Consider the following 16,570-nt stretch of genomic DNA (forward strand, 5'->3'; position numbering starts at 1 on the left):
GAGCCAGATGCACAACAGCGCTGCAATCGACAACGAATCTGGTCACCACGCCCGCTCCTGTCCTACCGCGAGGTTCCGCCTTCGATCGCACCCAGGATAGGGTGCGAAGTTTCTGACCCGCGAGCGGTGTGGGGCGAATGGCGGCAGGATGGCGGGTATGCGTCTTCTGATTCAGCTTCGCCCGGCGGCCGAACTGGTTGCGGCAGTGGCAGATCCCGGGGTCACGGTTCGCTCTTCCGATATTTTGGGCGAATCGGGCGGGCTTGTGCTCGATGATTCGTTTGCGCCGATCGTGGTGCCGGGACCGGTGCCCGGCGGTGCGGATCGGCTGGCCTACTCCTCGGCGCCCGAGCATGCCCAAGTGCTGGTGCGCGGCGAGATTCCGGATGACGACGTGGCCTCGGGCATTCGGGTGCTGAGCCAATCGCCCACGATCACAGGGGTATTCGCGGATCCGGTGATCGAGACCTGCCTCACCTGTGGCGGCGATCCGGCGGTCGGGGACTGGCACGATATCGAATCGCGGCTGCATGTCGATCAGCTCACCGCCGCCGGGCTCAACGGTGCGTCCGTGGCGCTGGCCATTGTCGATACCGGTATCAATGCCGCCTTTGTCGGAAAGGTTCGCGGCACACCGCCGATCATCGACAAGACCCGCAGCTGGAATCCCTCGGGAGTGACCGGTACGGCGGGGGAGTTCCCCGTGGCGCACGGCTCGATGTGCGCGTTCGATGTGCTCATCGCCGCACCGCAGGCGACTCTGCTCGATATTCCGGTCATGCAGAGCACCCGGCACGGCAGCACGGTCATGGACGGACTCCTGTCCGATGCCGTCGCGGCCTACGCGCAGCTGCGCACCGTGCTGAGCAATCAGCCGGAATCCACACGGGCACTGGTGGTCAGCAACAGCTGGGGGTCGTTCTCACCGCAGTGGGATTTCCCGGTGGGCAACACCGGTAACTACTCCGACAATCCCTCGCATCCGTTCAATGTCATCGTCGGATCACTCGAAGCCGCCGGGGCGGACATTATCTTTGCCGCCGGAAATTGCGGCCGGGACTGCCCGGATGCCCGCTGTGCGTACCCGAGTCAGCCGATCGGCGGCGCGAATTCGCATCCGAGCGTGCTGAGCATCGGCGGCGTCGATGACACGGGCACCCGGGTCGGCTACTCCTCGCAGGGCCCGGGTCGCCTGAGCGCGCAGAAGCCCGATATCTGCTCCTACACGCACTTTCTCGGGTCGACGGCCTTCGGCGCAGGCGAGCCCGATACCGGCACCTCCGCCGCCTGCCCGGTCACCGCGGGCGTGGTCGCCGCCATTCGCACCGAATGGTCCGCTACCGCACTGCCGCCCGCCCAGCTGCGGGCCCTACTGCGCAGCACCGCCACCGATCGCGGAACCCCGGGCTTCGACAACGACTACGGATTCGGCGTCATCGATACCGCCGCCCTGCTCACGCAGCTGCAGCGCACCGTCCCGCACGCGTAGCGTGAAATCATGCTGCTGCTGACCGTTCGGCTCGCCCAGGACGCGACCCTCGAGCTCGCATTGCGCACGCTCGGGCTCGCCGTGAGCGATGTCGACGCCGGCTACGGTCTGGTCCCACTCGACCCCGCGCAGGGCCTGTACGCCCTGCGCGTCACCGATTCCGCCGCATCCCGCCTGGCGACCGCCGACGATGCGGGCGTCGGCATCTTCGCCGACCCCCGCATCGAACCCAGCCGCGAGGGCCCCGAATCTCCTGAGTGAGAACACATTCGAGGCGCCTCGCGGCGGCGGTCAGCGGCAGATCTTGGCGGCGACGTCGGCGGGGACGCCGATCTCGGTGCAGTGCAGCGCGCTGCCGAGATCCGCGGGCTTCCATCCACCGTCGGCCGCCACATAGTGGAACAGGACCTGGGCCCGGTTGACGGTGTTGTTGTGAGTCCCGCTGTGCGCCATCGCCCAATCACCGGCACAGTCGATCTGATCCTCGAGCTCGATCGGCTTCGCCAACCGCGATTCGATATCCGTGCCCTTCAATGCCGCGAGCAGGGTGGACTTGGAGACCGGGCACGCGGCCGGGGCCGGCGTCCCTCCCGAATTCGGATCCGTTGCCTGCGTGGGGAAGTCGCGATCCGGAGTCACCGTGTGATTGTCCGACCCCAGCGTGAGCGTGACGGTCACCGGCCCGCCCGAGGGGCAGCAGCTGGCATCCTGACCCGCCAGCCAGCGGTACTGCACCTGCACACTTCGATCCGACGACCCGACCACCGTCGTATACGCGGTCGAATTCTTGGTCGCCGTCCCCAGATACCCGGCGTGATTGAACAGCATCACCTGCCAGGGCGAGCTCGCGGTCCCGTGCGGTGTCCCGGCGAGCACCCACAGCAGGCTGGGGCAGGAGCCGACCGCGGCATCGGTGCCACTGTCCGCATAGAACCCGTCGCCCCCGACATTGGCGCCGAGCCTGCCGAGCGCGGCCGTGACGACCCCGGAGGTGAGATCCACACATTTGCCGTTCCCGGCGGTGGCGGGAGCATCAGTGCCACCGGGCTGTCCACCGCCGGGTGACTGCTGCCCGCCCCCCGGTGACTGCTGGGTGGTCGACCCCTGGACCGATCCCGGCGGGGCCGCAGTGACGGAAGGCGACGCCGACGACCCCCCGGCCGCAGGCGTCGTCGTGCCGTCCTGGCATGCCGTCGCCAGGGCCACCACGGCGACCGCCGCGATGATTCCGACAATTCGCTTCATGCGTTCCCTTCCACTCGGTACTACCCAACACGTCGCGCCGAGGATGAAAAACGTTGCGCCCCCGCTTTTATGGGCATACCCGGAGAACAGCGTGCAGTCGACCCCGGCAACGGCTGGCGCGGACGAGCGATCCCGCCGGTTATCGTTGATGCATCTCGTGGCGACGGCGCGCAGGCACGGCTCCGGTCCGCAGTGGGAACGGGGAGGAAACAGTGTGGCGGTTCTGAGGGAGAATACGGACATGAGTGACGCAGCGAGACAGAAGTACAGAGATCAGCCCGGGCTACCGGCAGTAGTTGTGACGACGGGTGCCACGGCATCTGTCGGCGGTTAGCTCGATGTCGGACCAGGAAGTTCCGGGACGCGGATCCCTGCCGGGGCCCGGCGGGAACAGGTTCGATGCGGTGGAACGGTTACGCCGGAAGCTGGAAGGCCTGAAGGCCGCCGAGACCGGTTCTCCCGAGGCGGGCCAGGACAGTTCGAAACTCACCCGCCTGCCGCGCCGCCCGCGGCGCATGACGGAGGAAACCGACGAGCGTCCCCGCAAAACGTGGCATTCGGAACTCGGCTCCCTCTACGATCCCGCACCGACCAGGCCGGTCCTGCGATCGGAACTGCAGCGTGAGACCGGATGGTGGCAGGTCGATCCCGGCCAGGCGCCGCATTCCGCCGCGGCCGATGAACCGGGCAGCGCCGAGCATGACGCGAGCGTCATCGACCTCGGCGCGGTGCGACGGAAAAGGGCCGGTGACGACGCCCCGGCCGCAGGTATGCGGCGCATGGCCCGACCACGCCGAATCGGATCCGATAAAAGCGAGGAATCAGGCGGCGATCCGGACGGTGGCCACAGCGGCGAGCCCGGTTCCCCCCGGCCGAACGGACGTTCTCCGCGGCGCTGACCGCTGCTCCGGCACACGCATTTCGACCGGCCGCCGCCCGCCAGGGGCGACGGCGTGGCGCGGGTTGTCAGTGAATGACGTCGAAGACGTTCTTCTGCAGGCCGTTCGAGTAGGCCTCGGACTCGACCAGCTTGAGCTTCTGCGCGTCCTTATCCGTGGTGCTGAACAGGCGCTTGCCCGCGCCGAGCAGGAGCGGGAACACGAGCAGGTGGTAGCGGTCGATCAGGCCTGCGTCGGAAAGGCTTTGGTTCAGCGAGGCGCTGCCGTGAATGATGATCGGACCGCCCTCGGTCTCCTTCAGCGCGGCGACCTGATCGAGTGAGCGCAGAATTGTGGTCTCGCCCCAGTTCGACACGAGATCGTTCTCGGTGAGGGTCGTAGAGACGACGTACTTCGGCATCGTCTTGTAGTCGGCGAAATCCTCCATATCGGGCCATACCGGGCTGAAGGCCTGGTAGCTCACCCGGCCCAGCAGGATCGCGGCCGATTCCTTCTGTTCCCGCCCTTTGATTTCGAAGGCGTCGGGGACGAATTCGATGTCCTTGAAGGTCCATCCGGAATTGCGGTAGCCGGGTTCGCCGCCGGGGCCCTCCACGACGCCGTCGAGCGAAATGAAGGCGGTGCTGATCAGAGTGCGCATGGTTGTCTCCCTGGTATCTCGGTTGTCGATGTTCGTGGGTGGTCGATGGTGACCCTCAGCTGACGAGCTCGGTCAGCCACTGCTGCCAGGCGGCTTCCGCCCCAGCGGTTTTCGGTGCGAACAGGTGGTGGAACATCAGCGCCATACCGGTCGGGCCCTGGTGGAAGGAGTAGAGCCCGTCGGCGGTGCGAATCCCGATGCGCTCGTCATCCGCCCAGACCACTTCGCCGTCCAGCGGCGGCAGCTGCTCCGGCGATGCCTGCACCCGTGCACCCACGGTGAGCGGGGTGGGCAGTGCCAGCCCGCGCAGGAGCGCCGCCCGCACGTCCTGCGCCGACTTCCCCTGTGCCACAGCGAAAACCGGGACTCCGGTGCGACCGGGGAAGTGCGTCAGGTACTCCCGCAGCGTATGCAGGTGGAACGGCCAGCCGCGGCGCAGGGCGTCGTACTCGTCCTGCCAGTTGTCGCCGAGCATGCCGCTCTGCACAACGCGCAGGACGGTGCTGCCGCCCTCGCGGCCCTCGATCAGATACTCGAAGGCCATGAACCGGCCGTCCTCGGCGGCGGCCGTGCGGGAGGCGAGACGCTTACCGGGCTCATAGGCGGTGATCACCGCCTCCTCCCGATGGCCTCCGGTATCCATGGCGGCCACCCCGCCCTCGCGGGGCTCGATGTCATTGCGCCCCATGAACCAGGAGTCGATCCCCGGTCCCGTCGCAATGGCCTCCCAGACCTGTTCCGGGCTCGCCGGCAGTGTCGTCTCCAGTTCGATCTCGAACGGATGCGGCATTGTCAGTTCTCCTGTCCTGCTTCGGGTTCGATACTTTCGGGCAGTTGTCGCGGGCCGGTCTGCGCGGCCGGGATCTGATGGAGTCCGACGACCACCCGGTGGTTCCGGCCGCCGGCGGCGGACTCATCGTGGTAGCGGCCGACGAGGGTGGTCACCGCCTGTGCCAGCTCCTCGGTGAAGGCCGCCCGATCGGCCGCGGAGGCGAACCGCACCTGGGCGTCGATGCCGAAGGTGGCGACCCGCTGCTTGGCGCGCTGAGCGCCGGTGAGCAGTGCGCCGACCTCCTGCAGCAGCCGGGAACCCAGAGCCAGCAACCAGTAGCCGGAGAGCTGATCGGGGGACTGGGACGGATCCGGGCTGATGGTCCCCAGCGCGCTGGGGGAGATCACGTACGAGCACGCGGTGGCGCGATACACCCGCTCGGTCACATTGCCCTTGCGGCGTTCGACCTCGAGTTCGACCAGCCCGTGCCGTTCCAATTCCTTGAGGTGGTAGTTGACCTTCTGCCTCGGCAGCCCCAGCCGGACGGCCAGCATGGCAGCCGAGCCGGGTTCGGCCAGTGCGGCGAGGATCCGGGACCGGATCGGGTCCAGGGACGCCTCGGCCGCGGCGGGTTCTTCGATCACAGCTACGTCCAGCACGGGTCCATCCTGCAGCCGACGAAAAAAATTGTCAAGGACAATTCTGTTGTCACTGCAGGTGGGTAGATCAGATTCAGTTAGGTATCCGATACCTATCGGTATCCGTTATGCTGTGTGAGTGCCCAAAGGTGTAACCAAACGCAGGCCGATCACCGTGACCGCACTGCTGGACGCGGCGCTGGCGCTGTTCGCTGAGCAGGGATTCGGGGCCACGTCGATCGCGGAGATCTGCGCGCGCGCCGGATTGACCAAGGGCGCCTACTACTCCAACTTCAGCGATAAGGACGAGCTGTTTCTGGCGCTGTTCGACCGGGAGTGGAACGTCCGGCTGCAGCGGTTGCGGCAGGCTCTGCCGTCGGTGGTGGACGAGGCGGAACGGCAGTGGCTGCTGGTGTCGGCGGAATTCGGTCTGCACGCGGTGCGCCGGCCGCCGCTGGCGCGGAGGCTGCTCGAGCACGAGGCGCGCGGGCGCGCGGCGCTGGCCGCACTGCTGACCGAGAAGCTCGCGGCCGCCGGGCGTGTACCGCTGCTACCGGTGGAAGACCTCACCCGGCTGATCGTGATGGTCGTCGAGGGCGAGAACCTGCATACTCTGACCGAGCACGCTGCGGGACATACCGAATCGACCACTGCGCGTTGGGGACTCGTCGAAACCCTGATGGATCGACTGTCCGCTCCCGAAGGAGACATAGATGACTGACCAGGCAATCAGCCCGGATATCACCGGCCTCGACCACGTCGCGGCCTTGGACGACCTGCTGGCGAATCTCGGGCTTGCGGCCGAGAACACCGGTGGCAGTGTCAGTTTCGCCGGTCAGGATCCGATTCTTCCGGCGCGGCATCGGCTGGGTGCGAGTATCGGGATTCCGATCATGGCCGCGGCTGTCGGCGCGGTCGCTCTGCATCGCCGCCGGGGCGGTCCGGATCAGGATGTGCAGCTGGATCTGCGGCAGGCCGTGCACGGCATCACCCCGCATGCGTTCTGGCATCCCACGCTGGCCGGTGAACTGCCGCCGCATCCACTGGTCGCGGACAATCCTTTTCTGCTCGCGCCCTACCGCACCGCGGACGGCCGCACGGTCATGGCGTCGGGCGTGTACCCGCACCTGGCCGCGAAATGGTGCCGATTCCTTGATGCCCCACCCGATTACGAGAAAGTCGCTGCCGCCTTCGCGACCCGTGAGGCCGCCGAGCTCGAGGAGTCGGCCAATGCGGCGGGGCTGCCACTGTGCATCGCCCGCACGCCCGAGGAATGGCTCGCCCATCCGCAGGGCGCGCTGCTGGCCGGGCAACCGGTGATCGGGCTGCGCCGCATCGGCGATGCGCCGGTGCACGACTTCGGCCCGGCCGCACGGCCTTTGGACGATATTCGGGTGCTGTCGTTCACCCACGCCATCGCCGGACCGACGGTCGGGCGCACCCTTGCCGAGTACGGCGCGGAGGTGCTGTGCGCTACGCGTCCCAACGACTACGAGCACGACTTCATCTATGCCGAAGCCAATATCGGCTCTCGCAGTGCGTATCTCGACCTCACCACCGATGCCGGGCGTGAACGTGCCGATCGGCTGCTGGCCGGCACCCACATCGTGGTCAACAACCATCGCGGCGACAAACTCGAGAAGCTCGGCCTCGACCCGGAGCAGCTCGCCGCCCGCTATCCGGGCATCATCGTCGTCTCGGTGAGTTGCTACGGTTCCGAAGGGCCCTGGCGCACCCGCGGCGGCTTCGATATGAACGGTTCGGCGGCGTCGGGTCTGATGACGCTCGAGGGCAGCCCCGAAAACCCGAAACTTCCTGTCACCGGGATGATCAACGATTTCATCACCGGTTATATGGGAGCCATCGGTGCACTCGCCGCACTCGGTAAGAGAGCGAGCGAAGGCGGCTCCTGGCACGTCACGGTCAACCTCACCCGCACGGCCATGTGGTATCAAACCCTCGGCCTGGTCGACCCCGAGGGCGCCGGTGTCGGCGACCAGCACACGCTGCGCGAACCGGCCGCCTACGATGCCCCCAGCCCACTCGGCGACATCCACATGCTCGCTCCGCCGGTGCAGTTCTCCCACTTCACCCCGGCATGGCCCGACCCGCCACTGGTGCCCCGCGGCTCCAGCCGGCCGCAATGGCGCGCTGACCAGTAGGAGTGAGACACGAAGCGCCCCACTGGGAATCGGATGGGGCATTTCGAGCCGGACTGGCGAGTTCGGTGCGATAGCGCGCCACCGCAGGCACTGCGGCTCGCTCGAATCCGTCCATGTCATACGGCGACAGCATGTCCGATGATGATGTTGCCGTAAGAGTTTCGTGCGTAGACCTGCACGATGTCCTGTGCCTCGCCGACCGCTGCCAGCTGGTTGTGCACGCTGCCGTTCCGGGTGCCGGTCTCCAGTCGTGCCGCGCTGCCCGGGCTGATGCCGACTTCCAGCTCACCCATGCATGTTTCGAGCTGAAGCACCCCGTGTGAGGCTGCACCGATGCGGATATTGCCCTTGGCGGTCTTGGCGCTGACCGATCCGCGCACGCGGTCGACGCTGATATCGCCCGCGGCGATCTCCAGCTCACAGGGGCCGAGCTCGCCGACGCTTCGCAACACGCCCATACCGGCAATGGCGTTGAGCCGGGAGCCGGTGGGAACCTGAACAGTGACCTCGATCGACGGATTGCCGCTGAAGGGCGTGTACGTGCGCCACCCCTTCGGCGTTTTCACAGTCAGGGTGCCGCCGGAGAAATCGACCTGCGTGTGTGTGGCAGCACGCACGTCATCGCGTTTGGACTGATCGGTCGGGCGGATGTCGACGACGGTGTCGGTGCGGTCGGAGGCAATGACCGTGACATTGCCGTAGAGCACGTCAACGGTGATGGCGATCGGTTCCGGAGTGGCGAATGCGTTGTTGTTCATGGGAATACTGTCGCGAGTAGCGCTGATACCGGCCTGATGCCGACCTGACACGTCCCCCGACACCCCATTCGAAGACAGGGGTACAAAGGGATCGACTACGGATGCACTCGAGGTCAGGGGGATCGGATGGCCGTCGACTCGGCAGGGTGTGCGCTGGAGATTCTGCGGGGGTTTCGGGAGGGGCGGATTCGTGAAGCAGGTGACCTGCGGCCCGACGGGCTCGCTGAATGGCCGGCGAGTGAGATCGAGCAGGAGTGGGGAAGTGCGCTGGCCGAGCACGGGGCGATCCGGGAGATTGGCGAACCACTCTGCGAAAGTGCCGGCAATGGGGTTACTGCCGTGCATATTCCAGTGGTCTGCGTCCGAGGCGGTTTCACGTTCAGTGTCGCCGTCGACAATGAAGGTTTGCTGATCGGCTGGACTTTGGCGCCGATCGGACGGGCGGTGCCTTGGGCCTGTCCGGACTACGCCGACACGGGGGCTTTCACCGAAACCGAGGTGATGGTCGGTGACGGACCCCTGGCTGTACCCGGCACGCTGACCGTGCCCAGGGCAGGTGGGAAGGTGCCGGGTGTGGCATTGCTGGCCGGGTCCGGCGCCAATGATCGCGACGAGACCCTCTCCGGCAATCCGCAGAACAAGTCCTTCAAGGATCTCGCCTGGGGGCTCGCCACGCGAGGTGTCGCGGTGCTGCGCTTCGATAAGGTCACTCGGGTGCACGGGGATATGATTGATCCCGAAACACTCACTCCCATAGGTGAATACGTCGATCCCGCGAAGGCGGCGATCCACTTGTTGCAACAGCACCCGTCGGTCGACCCGGATCGGGTGTTCCTGCTCGGGCACAGCCTGGGCGGGTCCGTCGCGCCGAACATCGCCAGTACCGCGCCGAGTATTGCCGGGGTAATCGTTATGGCCGGTGGGGCGCAGCCGCCGCACCACTCGCTGCTTCGGCAGATTCGCTACCTGAGTGGTCTGTCCGCGGGAACCGACGTTGATTCCATGCCGCACGTGCGGGAACTTGCCGGACGCGTGGCATTGCTCGACAGCCCGGAATTCTCTGCGGCAACAGCCGCGGACCGGTTGCCGTTCAACCTGCCTGCCCGTTATTGGATCGGCTGGCTGGCGCTCGATCCGGTTGGCACCGCCGCGACAGTGGATAAGCCGTTTCTCGTTCTGCAGGGGGGCCGGGACTACCAGGTCACAGTTGGCGAGGATTTCGCGGCGTGGCAGACCGGTCTGGGCGGTCGCCTCGATGTCACCACGCGTGTCTATCCGGCTGACAATCATCAATTCTTTTCGGGCACTGGACTATCCAGTCCTGCGGACTATCTGACCGCTCAGCACGTCGATCCGGTGGTCGTCGGCGACATTGCCGACTGGATCATCGCGAAGTATGAGGATCTGGACTGAAAGTGCTCTAACGCTTGCTTCGGGTAACCGTTCGGCGGGTGTCGTCAGTACTGTCGGGGGTCGTGTGGCGTGGCGGCCGGGTGGCTGTGACGGTGCACGATGGATTTAGTCGAACGTAAAGGATGAGTAGTTGACGTTTCAGAAGACTGGACGCATAGCGATCGCGGCGCTGGCTGCCGTGACCGTGCTCGGGTTGTCGGCGTGTGGCAGCGGTGACAAGACGACGAGCGCCAAGCCCGCCAAGACCTCCACGTCGCAGACGGCGGCCGCCCAGACCTTCCCGCCGGCCCCGACCGCGGCGGACCTGAACACCGAACTGCAGAAGGTGCTGGATCCCAGCGTTCCGGACTCCGAGAAGCTGGACCTGATGCAGGGCATGCAGGCGGACCCGGGCCTGCCCACGCGAATTATCGACGCCTACAAGCAGAACAATGCCACCATCACCGTCACCAGCGTCACCGACCTGGGCAACGGCACCCTCACCGCCGACGCGCAGGCGGCGATCAACGGCGGCGCACCGCAGCAGGCCGTCGTGCCGTTCGTGGTCGAGGACGGTAAGTGGAAGGTCCAGAAGGAATGGATCTGCAACATCCTGACCCTCGGCAACCAGAGTTCGCCCGCCTGCAGCTGATTCGGGCACGAACGGTCCGCGCCGAGGATTGCGCGGACCTTCCGGTACCGCCCCGTCGTGTCTCGGACTGTTCACGTCGGGGCGGATTCGGCAGCGGTTAGGGCGATTCCAGGTGGACCGGGAGTTGGGCGTGGCCGTTGGAGATAAAACTGCCGACCGTTTTCAACGTGACGGGGTCGGCGGCGAGGGTGAGGCCGGGGAAGCGGGTGAAGAGGGCCGGGAGGGCCACCGTGGCTTCGAGGCGGGCCAGCGGTGAACCCAGGCAATGGTGGACGCCGTGGCCGAAGGCCAGGTGCTGGTCCTTGGTGGTGCGGTGCGGATCGAATTCGTCCGCGGTGGGGCCGTGCACCTTCGGATCGCGATTGGCGCCGGCGTAGGACGCCAGAATGGGATCGCCCGTGGGGATGAGGCGGCCTTCGATATCGATGTCCTCCACGGCATATCGCAGCGGGAGGTGGGCGACGGGTGCTTCGAAGCGCAGGGTCTCCTCCACCAGATCCGCCCAGCTGACGCGGCCCTCGGTGACGGCAGCGCGATGCTCCGGATGGGTGAGCAGCGTGAAGACCGCCTGGTCGAGCAGATTGACGGTGGTCTCGTGCCCCGCGTTGATAATGAGCATCAGGGTGTCGACGAGTTCCTTCTCCGACAGCCGCGAGCCGTCGTCCTCGTCCCGGGCCGCGATGAGTTCGCTGATCAGATCGTCGCCGGGGGTTTCCCGCTTGAGCTGCACGATTTCCGTGACCAGGCCGTACATTTCGATGTAGTTGGCCATGCCCTCCTCCGGCCCGAGCGAACCGTCGAAGAATCCGTCGACGCATGTGCGCAGTGCCGGATTGCGCTCCTCCGGCACTCCCATCAGCTCGCTGATCACCTGGATCGGCACCGGATAGCAGTACGCCTCACGCAGATCGATCACCGTGCCCGCGGGGGTCTGCGCCAGCTGATCGAGCAGGACGGAGGTGATCGCCTCGATGCGGGACTGCAGCGCCGTGGTGCGGCGGTGGGTGAAGGCGGGCGCGACCAGTTTGCGCAGGCGACGGTGGTCGGTGCCGTAGGCGGTGAACATATTGTCCACGGCCACCCACGGCAGCAGCGGCCACTCGGCGGTGATCTCGCCGTTCATGTACGCGGTCCAGTGCTGCGCAGCGTCTTTCGAGACGCGCGGGTCGGTCAGCAGCCGCTTCAGTACGCCGGCATCGGTGACCGACCAGGCGCGCACGCCCCCGGGCAACTCGACCAGGGTGACGGGACCGCTCGCGCGGATATGGGCGGATTCACCCTGGATATCGGAACCCATGGGGTCCAGGACAATTACCTGTGCGTCCATCGTATTCTCCTCACAACTCCGACAGCAGTCTCCCGCGTTGCGCGGACAATGTCGATGGTTGTGCGGTTGCCCCAAACGTGCTGTGTGGCAAATGCTTCGGATGCCGCCTACCCCTCTGTCAGTGCGGCGAGCAGCTGATCGTGGGGGAGCGCGGGGGAGTGATGGCCGTCGCGACCGGTCATATCGGTATTGACGACGAGGCTGTTCAGGACGGCCTCCTCGACCGCTTCGACAACGGCGGTGTAGAGGGAATCCATACGGTTCCAAGGCATTCGGGCGGTGGTGACCAGTTCGTCGCCGGTGGGATCGCCGATCGGAAACCCGGTGTCGGAAGCGCGGTCGCCGGCCGTGGAGAACGCGAGGAACAGATCACCGGAGAAGAGACTGCCGGTGGTTCCCGTGCGCGCCAGCCCGAACGGCACCCGGCGGGCCATGGCCTTGCACTGCAACGGTTCGAGGGGAGCGTCGGTGGCGACGACGACGATCACCGAACCCGCACCGCCGGGCGCGGCCGGATCCTGGTCCGGCGCCGTGCCCCAGCTGGTGGACTCCTGCGGATTATCCACCGTGAGCCGCTCGCCGACGCGTCTGCCTCGAATCGTAAGTTCCTGTCGCGAGCCGAAATTCGCCTGCAGGAAGACCCCGACCGTGTACGTCCGCGCGCCGAATTCGACGAGCCTGGACGCGGTACCGCTGCCGCCCTTGAAGGCATAGCAGTTCATCCCGGTGCCACCGCCGACCGAACCCTCCTGCACCGGACCCGACTGCGCCGAATCGAGTGCGGCCTCAACGATTTCCGGCGTGACATGACCGCCGTTGATGTCATTGAGATAGCCGTCCCAGGTCTCGGCGCAGACCGGGAGCAGCCACTGCCGGCTCAGATCCGGCCGCACCGCATTGATCCAGGCGATGGCGCCGGTATGACAGGCCCCGATGGCATGGGTATTGGAGATCGTGACGGGCATCGAGAGCTGGCCGACCTCGTCGATCCATGCGGTGCCGGTCATTTCGCCATTGCCGTTGAGCGAGTAGCGCCCCGCGGCGCACGGCCTGCCGACACCATCCCGGCCGCGCGGCAGGATCGCCGTCACTCCGGTGCGCACCGGTCCGGCACCCACCCGCAGCGGTCCCGCGCCCTCGATCAGGGTCCGGTATCCCACCTCGACTCCGGGAACGTCGGTAATGGCATTCCACGGCCCTGGCGTGCCCGCCGGATGCAGGCCTAGGGCGCGGGCCCGGGGCCGTCCGTCGGGGGAGAACGATTGATACTCGGTCATTCAGAAGCCCTTCGACGGAGTCGTAATGTCCGGGCAGCAGGTCGCCGTCCGGGCATAGGAGCAAATCAGCTGAGCGGCACGGGCTTTGGTCACCGACCGATTCCCGGTGACGATGTGCAGGCCGTACGCGTCCTCCAGGGCGACCAGATTCGCGGCCACCTCCAGGATCGGCGCATCGATCATGAAGTGCCCCTGCGCACTTCCGACCTCGAGTGCGCTCATGTACACCGCGACCTGCTTGTCGAACAGCGCCGTGATCAGGTCGCCGTGCTCGGCCGCGATATTGCGATACGCCACCAGCCGGTACAGTGCGACGACCAGTTGATCGGTATCGTCCGCCGGCAGTCCGGCCCAGATCAGCGCGCCGATCTTCGCCCGGGCATCCGGGATATCGGCGACCATGGTCAGGCGCGCACCGAAGAATCGATCGCTGGCCTCCCGGTGGACTTCGCGCAGCAGCGTGTCCAGATCGTCGAAGTAGTAGTGCACCGTGGCGGGTGAGACACCCGCGAGCTCGGCCACATCCCGAATCCGGAGCCTGCCGACCTCGCGGCTGGACACCGCCGCCAGCGCGGCGTCGAGGATGGTGCGGCGTGCCCGCACCTGATCCTTCCGGCGTGCCATCCGTTTCCCTCCCGTTTCTTACCCTGATGATGAGTTAAGTACTTGTTACGTCTGAAACACCGTATTGCCAGCGAGTTTGGATCATTCTTTGATTGTAAATCAAAGAAAGGAGTCGGTCATGGCGATGCACCCCTCGACCGGCCGGACAGCCGCAGGCGACCCGGAAAACAGTTATAGGCAACAGCTTTCGCGGGCCCTCGGAATGGGGGAGAACATTCTGATCACGCTGTCCGCGGTGACACCGGCCTCCAGCGTGTTCATCATCATTCCGTCGATTCTGCTGGCGGTGGGCGGAGCGTCGGTGCTGACGCTGGGCATCGCCGCGCTCGCATCGGTGTGCGTCGGCCTGTGCTACGCCGAACTGTCGGCGCGGTACCCGATCGCGGGCGGCGAATACACTTGGGCCGCACGCCTGCTCGGACGTCCCCTCGGATTCGCCATGTTCCTGCTCACCCTGGTCAACGGGGTGCTGATCATCTCGGTCATCGCGCTGGGGACCGGCGACTATCTCGGCGTGGCGATCCCGAGTCTCGGTGGCAAATGGGTCGGCGTGGCCGTCATCGTGGTGACCACCGGCGTGGCGCTACTGAATATCAAGACCAATGCCTGGGTCACGGGGATTTTCCTGGCTGTGGAGGTCGCGGCCATCAGTGTGCTTGTCTTCCTGGGCTTTCGGCATGTGGAGCGTGGTCCGGCGGAATGGTTCCATCCGCTCACCGCGGGCGGCGGCGGCACGGTCGGGGTCGGTATGGGCGCCCTACCGGCCCTGATTCCGGTGGCCCTGTTCGCCTACAACGGTTACGGCGCCGCCATCTACTACTCGGAGGAGACCAAGAACGCCACCAAGACGATCGGCCGGGTGATCATGGTCTGCCTGGCGGCGACCGTGGCCATCGAAATCCTGCCCATCGCCGCGGTGGTGCTGGGCGCACCGTCGATGACCGACCTGCTGCAGAGCCCCGCCCCGCTGAACTACTTCCTGACCGCGCGCGGTGGTTCCGCCGTGAATACGGTTGTGAGCGTGGGCATTGCGATCGCCATCATCAACGCGGTCATCGCGATCATCCTGCAGATCTCCCGCCTGGTCTTCGCCTCGGCCCGCGATCGCAGCTGGCCCGAGCCGATCGACCGCACCTTGGCGGCCGTGCACCCGCGCCTGCACACCCCCGTGGCCGCGACCATCCTGGTGGGCGCGATCGCCGCGATCGCCGCCGCGGTCCTGCCCCTCAACTGGCTGATCACCGCGACCGGCGCGGGCCTGGTGCTGGTGTACCTCTTCGTGGCGCTGGCGGCACTTCGGGTGCGCCGCACGGGCGTTTCGGAGTCTTATCGCATGCCACTGTGGCCGCTGCCGCCGGTGATCGTCATCGCGGTCATGGTGTACGCCGGATACAGCCTCGGAAAGGATTCCTGGCAGCAGTTGGTGGTAGCGGTCGTCACCATGGCGCTCGGCATCGCGTACTACCTGATCTACCTGCGTCCCCGCGCGTCCGAACGCTGGCTGCTGCCCGATCCGGTGCACGAACCCTGAACCGGCATTCGGTCGCGGACACCGGCGCGTCAGGCTCCGCTGAGTGGCTGGACATTCGGCACTGCGGGAATTGTCGCAGGGCGGGCCGGATCGTCCGGGTAATAGCCGGCGGTGTGTGTGCCGTTGATGAAGTCACCGGTCCACACGGACGTCAGCTGTTGCAGCGCCGCGACATTGACCGGCTGAGGCATCCCGCACAGGAGTTCACCGATGCTGTCGGAACTGGCGCCCTCCGCATCGGTGTGCGCGCCCGCAGGGATTCGGACGCCGATGAAGGGCCGGTGCAGCAGGGCTTCCATGGCCGCGGTGCCGCCACCGAAGTTATTGCACGGCGACGGCGGGCCGGACACGGTCAGCAGGGGCAGGCCGGTGGCATCCAGATCGGTCAGGGCCACGTCGGTGTTGTTGCCCAGGAACGACTTCACCGGGTCCAGCAGTACCAGACCACGCAGCTCCGACCAGGTCGACGAGGAGCTGGTGTGCAGTCGATGCGCGACGTATTCGACCGCCTCGGCGCCCGCGGAGTGGCCGACGAAGACGAGCTGTCCGGGCATGGCCGGGACCGGTCGTCCGGAACTGGCCGCGGCGGCTTCGAGGCTGTGGGCCAGGGGACCGGCGGGATCGTTCGCGGTGGCGAACAGATCCGCCACCTGATTCAGGAACGGTGTGTTGTCGCCGAGGTTCTGCAGCGTACAGCCGGACAGGTTCAGGAACGGCAGACTGGGTGCGAACACGAGATATCCGGCGTCCGCGAGAGTTTCGGCGAGGGCCGCGATATTGTCGTTGTCCCGTGCGAAACCGTGCTGGACCCAGACCAGGGCACGCGGTTGTCCCGCGGGCAGGTACCAGTCGGCGCTCTGATGCAGAGTGCTCGCAGCGCAGGGTATTTCGACCGTTCCCGGTAGTCGTGGCGGTTCGGCGGTGCCGACTCCGGTGGCGGCGGCGATGCACACCGCGGCGAGGATGGTCAGGGTCGAACCTCGAAGGCTCATCGCGACTCCAGGGGCGAGCATGCCGGTTTCCTTTGGCGGAACGGCGTTTCTGTTGGGCTGGGTAGACGATAACAGCTGGACAGTGCCGCGTGATTGCAGATATGTTTCGATGAGCGAAACGGTGTTTCGTAAAACGAACAGGCGTCGTGTGCTGCGCCCGCTGTGAGGAGTC

17 protein-coding genes are annotated in these 16,570 nt (G+C 66.3%); 8 read left to right on the plus strand and 9 right to left on the minus strand.

Translation table 11 applies throughout. From position 1 onward, the window contains the following. Positions 1 to 157: 157 nt before the first annotated feature. Together OG326_RS19855 and OG326_RS19860 are read left to right on the plus strand one after the other, a co-directional pair. Positions 158 to 1,489: a S8 family peptidase gene (locus OG326_RS19855; protein ID WP_327146140.1), complete on the plus strand. Its 1,332-nt coding sequence runs from the start codon at positions 158 to 160 to the stop codon at positions 1,487 to 1,489. A gap of 9 nt (positions 1,490 to 1,498) precedes the next feature. Continuing rightward, entirely contained in the window at positions 1,499 to 1,750 is a 252-nt protein-coding gene (locus OG326_RS19860) for a hypothetical protein (RefSeq protein ID WP_327146141.1), read from the plus strand. A 30-nt stretch (positions 1,751 to 1,780) separates the two neighbouring features. Here the strand turns inward: OG326_RS19860 and OG326_RS19865 are convergent, their stop codons facing one another. Beyond that, a complete protein-coding gene (locus OG326_RS19865) occupies positions 1,781 to 2,734 on the minus strand; it encodes an LppP/LprE family lipoprotein (RefSeq protein WP_327146142.1) in 954 nt (317 codons plus the stop codon). A 338-nt stretch (positions 2,735 to 3,072) separates the two neighbouring features. Here OG326_RS19865 and OG326_RS19870 point away from each other — a divergent pair, with 338 nt between their 5' ends. Further along, positions 3,073 to 3,633 (plus strand): hypothetical protein, encoded by a 561-nt coding sequence (locus OG326_RS19870; protein ID WP_327146143.1) that lies wholly within the window; start codon positions 3,073 to 3,075, stop codon positions 3,631 to 3,633. Positions 3,634 to 3,700: 67 nt separating this feature from the next. On the opposite strand, the gene OG326_RS19875 is transcribed toward OG326_RS19870, so the two are convergent. From OG326_RS19875 to OG326_RS19885, 3 genes are read right to left on the minus strand one after another with little or no spacing between them, the layout of a single operon-like run. After that, on the minus strand, positions 3,701 to 4,273 hold the full coding sequence (locus tag OG326_RS19875) for a dihydrofolate reductase family protein (protein WP_327146144.1): 573 nt from the start codon (positions 4,271 to 4,273) through the stop codon (positions 3,701 to 3,703). A 55-nt stretch (positions 4,274 to 4,328) separates the two neighbouring features. Further along, positions 4,329 to 5,063: an SRPBCC family protein gene (locus OG326_RS19880; RefSeq protein ID WP_327146145.1), complete on the minus strand. Its 735-nt coding sequence runs from the start codon at positions 5,061 to 5,063 to the stop codon at positions 4,329 to 4,331. A 2-nt stretch (positions 5,064 to 5,065) separates the two neighbouring features. Next, positions 5,066 to 5,704 (minus strand): ArsR/SmtB family transcription factor, encoded by a 639-nt coding sequence (locus tag OG326_RS19885; RefSeq protein ID WP_327146146.1) that lies wholly within the window; start codon positions 5,702 to 5,704, stop codon positions 5,066 to 5,068. 118 nt (positions 5,705 to 5,822) lie between these two features. Here OG326_RS19885 and OG326_RS19890 point away from each other — a divergent pair, with 118 nt between their 5' ends. Together OG326_RS19890 and OG326_RS19895 are read left to right on the plus strand one after the other, a co-directional pair. After that, positions 5,823 to 6,404 (plus strand): TetR/AcrR family transcriptional regulator, encoded by a 582-nt coding sequence (locus tag OG326_RS19890; protein WP_327146147.1) that lies wholly within the window; start codon positions 5,823 to 5,825, stop codon positions 6,402 to 6,404. Continuing rightward, positions 6,397 to 7,845, plus strand: coding sequence for a CoA transferase (locus OG326_RS19895; protein ID WP_327146148.1), 1,449 nt, complete (start codon positions 6,397 to 6,399; stop codon positions 7,843 to 7,845). Before OG326_RS19890 ends, OG326_RS19895 begins: the two co-directional genes overlap by 8 nt. A gap of 116 nt (positions 7,846 to 7,961) precedes the next feature. On the opposite strand, the gene OG326_RS19900 is transcribed toward OG326_RS19895, so the two are convergent. Further along, positions 7,962 to 8,603 (minus strand): hypothetical protein, encoded by a 642-nt coding sequence (locus OG326_RS19900; protein WP_327146149.1) that lies wholly within the window; start codon positions 8,601 to 8,603, stop codon positions 7,962 to 7,964. A 126-nt stretch (positions 8,604 to 8,729) separates the two neighbouring features. Between OG326_RS19900 and OG326_RS19905 the strand changes: the two genes are divergently transcribed. Both OG326_RS19905 and OG326_RS19910 read left to right on the plus strand, forming a co-directional pair. Beyond that, positions 8,730 to 10,016, plus strand: coding sequence for an alpha/beta hydrolase family protein (locus tag OG326_RS19905; protein ID WP_327146150.1), 1,287 nt, complete (start codon positions 8,730 to 8,732; stop codon positions 10,014 to 10,016). A gap of 130 nt (positions 10,017 to 10,146) precedes the next feature. Next, the gene (locus OG326_RS19910; RefSeq protein WP_327146151.1) at positions 10,147 to 10,647 is read left to right on the plus strand and encodes a hypothetical protein; all 501 of its coding nucleotides are present in this window, start codon (positions 10,147 to 10,149) and stop codon (positions 10,645 to 10,647) included. 97 nt (positions 10,648 to 10,744) lie between these two features. On the opposite strand, the gene OG326_RS19915 is transcribed toward OG326_RS19910, so the two are convergent. The 3 genes from OG326_RS19915 to OG326_RS19925 form a co-directional block, all read right to left on the minus strand. Next, positions 10,745 to 11,974, minus strand: coding sequence for a cytochrome P450 family protein (locus tag OG326_RS19915; protein WP_327146152.1), 1,230 nt, complete (start codon positions 11,972 to 11,974; stop codon positions 10,745 to 10,747). A 107-nt stretch (positions 11,975 to 12,081) separates the two neighbouring features. After that, on the minus strand, positions 12,082 to 13,251 hold the full coding sequence (locus OG326_RS19920) for a DmpA family aminopeptidase (RefSeq protein WP_327146153.1): 1,170 nt from the start codon (positions 13,249 to 13,251) through the stop codon (positions 12,082 to 12,084). Then, entirely contained in the window at positions 13,252 to 13,875 is a 624-nt protein-coding gene (locus OG326_RS19925; protein ID WP_327146154.1) for a TetR/AcrR family transcriptional regulator, read from the minus strand. Positions 13,876 to 13,993: 118 nt separating this feature from the next. On the opposite strand from OG326_RS19925, the gene OG326_RS19930 reads away from it, so the two are divergent. Then, positions 13,994 to 15,406 (plus strand): APC family permease, encoded by a 1,413-nt coding sequence (locus OG326_RS19930; RefSeq protein ID WP_327146155.1) that lies wholly within the window; start codon positions 13,994 to 13,996, stop codon positions 15,404 to 15,406. 29 nt (positions 15,407 to 15,435) lie between these two features. On the opposite strand, the gene OG326_RS19935 is transcribed toward OG326_RS19930, so the two are convergent. Continuing rightward, positions 15,436 to 16,419, minus strand: a complete 984-nt coding sequence (locus tag OG326_RS19935) for a hypothetical protein (protein ID WP_327146156.1) — start codon at positions 16,417 to 16,419, stop codon at positions 15,436 to 15,438. Positions 16,420 to 16,570: the final 151 nt, after the last annotated feature.

The sequence above is a fragment of the Nocardia sp. NBC_01327 genome, assembly GCF_035958815.1.
In the GTDB taxonomy this organism is placed as follows: Bacteria; Actinomycetota; Actinomycetes; order Mycobacteriales; family Mycobacteriaceae; genus Nocardia.

What these genes read in the sequence shown, in the direction of transcription:
- OG326_RS19855 (WP_327146140.1), top strand. Translation starts at nt 158, where the DNA reads ATGCGTCTTCTGATTCAGCTTCGCCCGGCGGCCGAACTGGTTGCGGCA.
- OG326_RS19860 (WP_327146141.1), top strand. Translation starts at nt 1,499, where the DNA reads ATGCTGCTGCTGACCGTTCGGCTCGCCCAGGACGCGACCCTCGAGCTC.
- OG326_RS19865 (WP_327146142.1), bottom strand. Translation starts at nt 2,734, where the DNA reads ATGAAGCGAATTGTCGGAATCATCGCGGCGGTCGCCGTGGTGGCCCTG.
- OG326_RS19870 (WP_327146143.1), top strand. Translation starts at nt 3,073, where the DNA reads ATGTCGGACCAGGAAGTTCCGGGACGCGGATCCCTGCCGGGGCCCGGC.
- OG326_RS19875 (WP_327146144.1), bottom strand. Translation starts at nt 4,273, where the DNA reads ATGCGCACTCTGATCAGCACCGCCTTCATTTCGCTCGACGGCGTCGTG.
- OG326_RS19880 (WP_327146145.1), bottom strand. Translation starts at nt 5,063, where the DNA reads ATGCCGCATCCGTTCGAGATCGAACTGGAGACGACACTGCCGGCGAGC.
- OG326_RS19895 (WP_327146148.1), top strand. Translation starts at nt 6,397, where the DNA reads ATGACTGACCAGGCAATCAGCCCGGATATCACCGGCCTCGACCACGTC.
- OG326_RS19900 (WP_327146149.1), bottom strand. Translation starts at nt 8,603, where the DNA reads ATGAACAACAACGCATTCGCCACTCCGGAACCGATCGCCATCACCGTT.
- OG326_RS19905 (WP_327146150.1), top strand. Translation starts at nt 8,730, where the DNA reads ATGGCCGTCGACTCGGCAGGGTGTGCGCTGGAGATTCTGCGGGGGTTT.
- OG326_RS19915 (WP_327146152.1), bottom strand. Translation starts at nt 11,974, where the DNA reads ATGGACGCACAGGTAATTGTCCTGGACCCCATGGGTTCCGATATCCAG.
- OG326_RS19920 (WP_327146153.1), bottom strand. Translation starts at nt 13,251, where the DNA reads ATGACCGAGTATCAATCGTTCTCCCCCGACGGACGGCCCCGGGCCCGC.
- OG326_RS19925 (WP_327146154.1), bottom strand. Translation starts at nt 13,875, where the DNA reads ATGGCACGCCGGAAGGATCAGGTGCGGGCACGCCGCACCATCCTCGAC.
- OG326_RS19930 (WP_327146155.1), top strand. Translation starts at nt 13,994, where the DNA reads ATGGCGATGCACCCCTCGACCGGCCGGACAGCCGCAGGCGACCCGGAA.
- OG326_RS19935 (WP_327146156.1), bottom strand. Translation starts at nt 16,419, where the DNA reads ATGCTCGCCCCTGGAGTCGCGATGAGCCTTCGAGGTTCGACCCTGACC.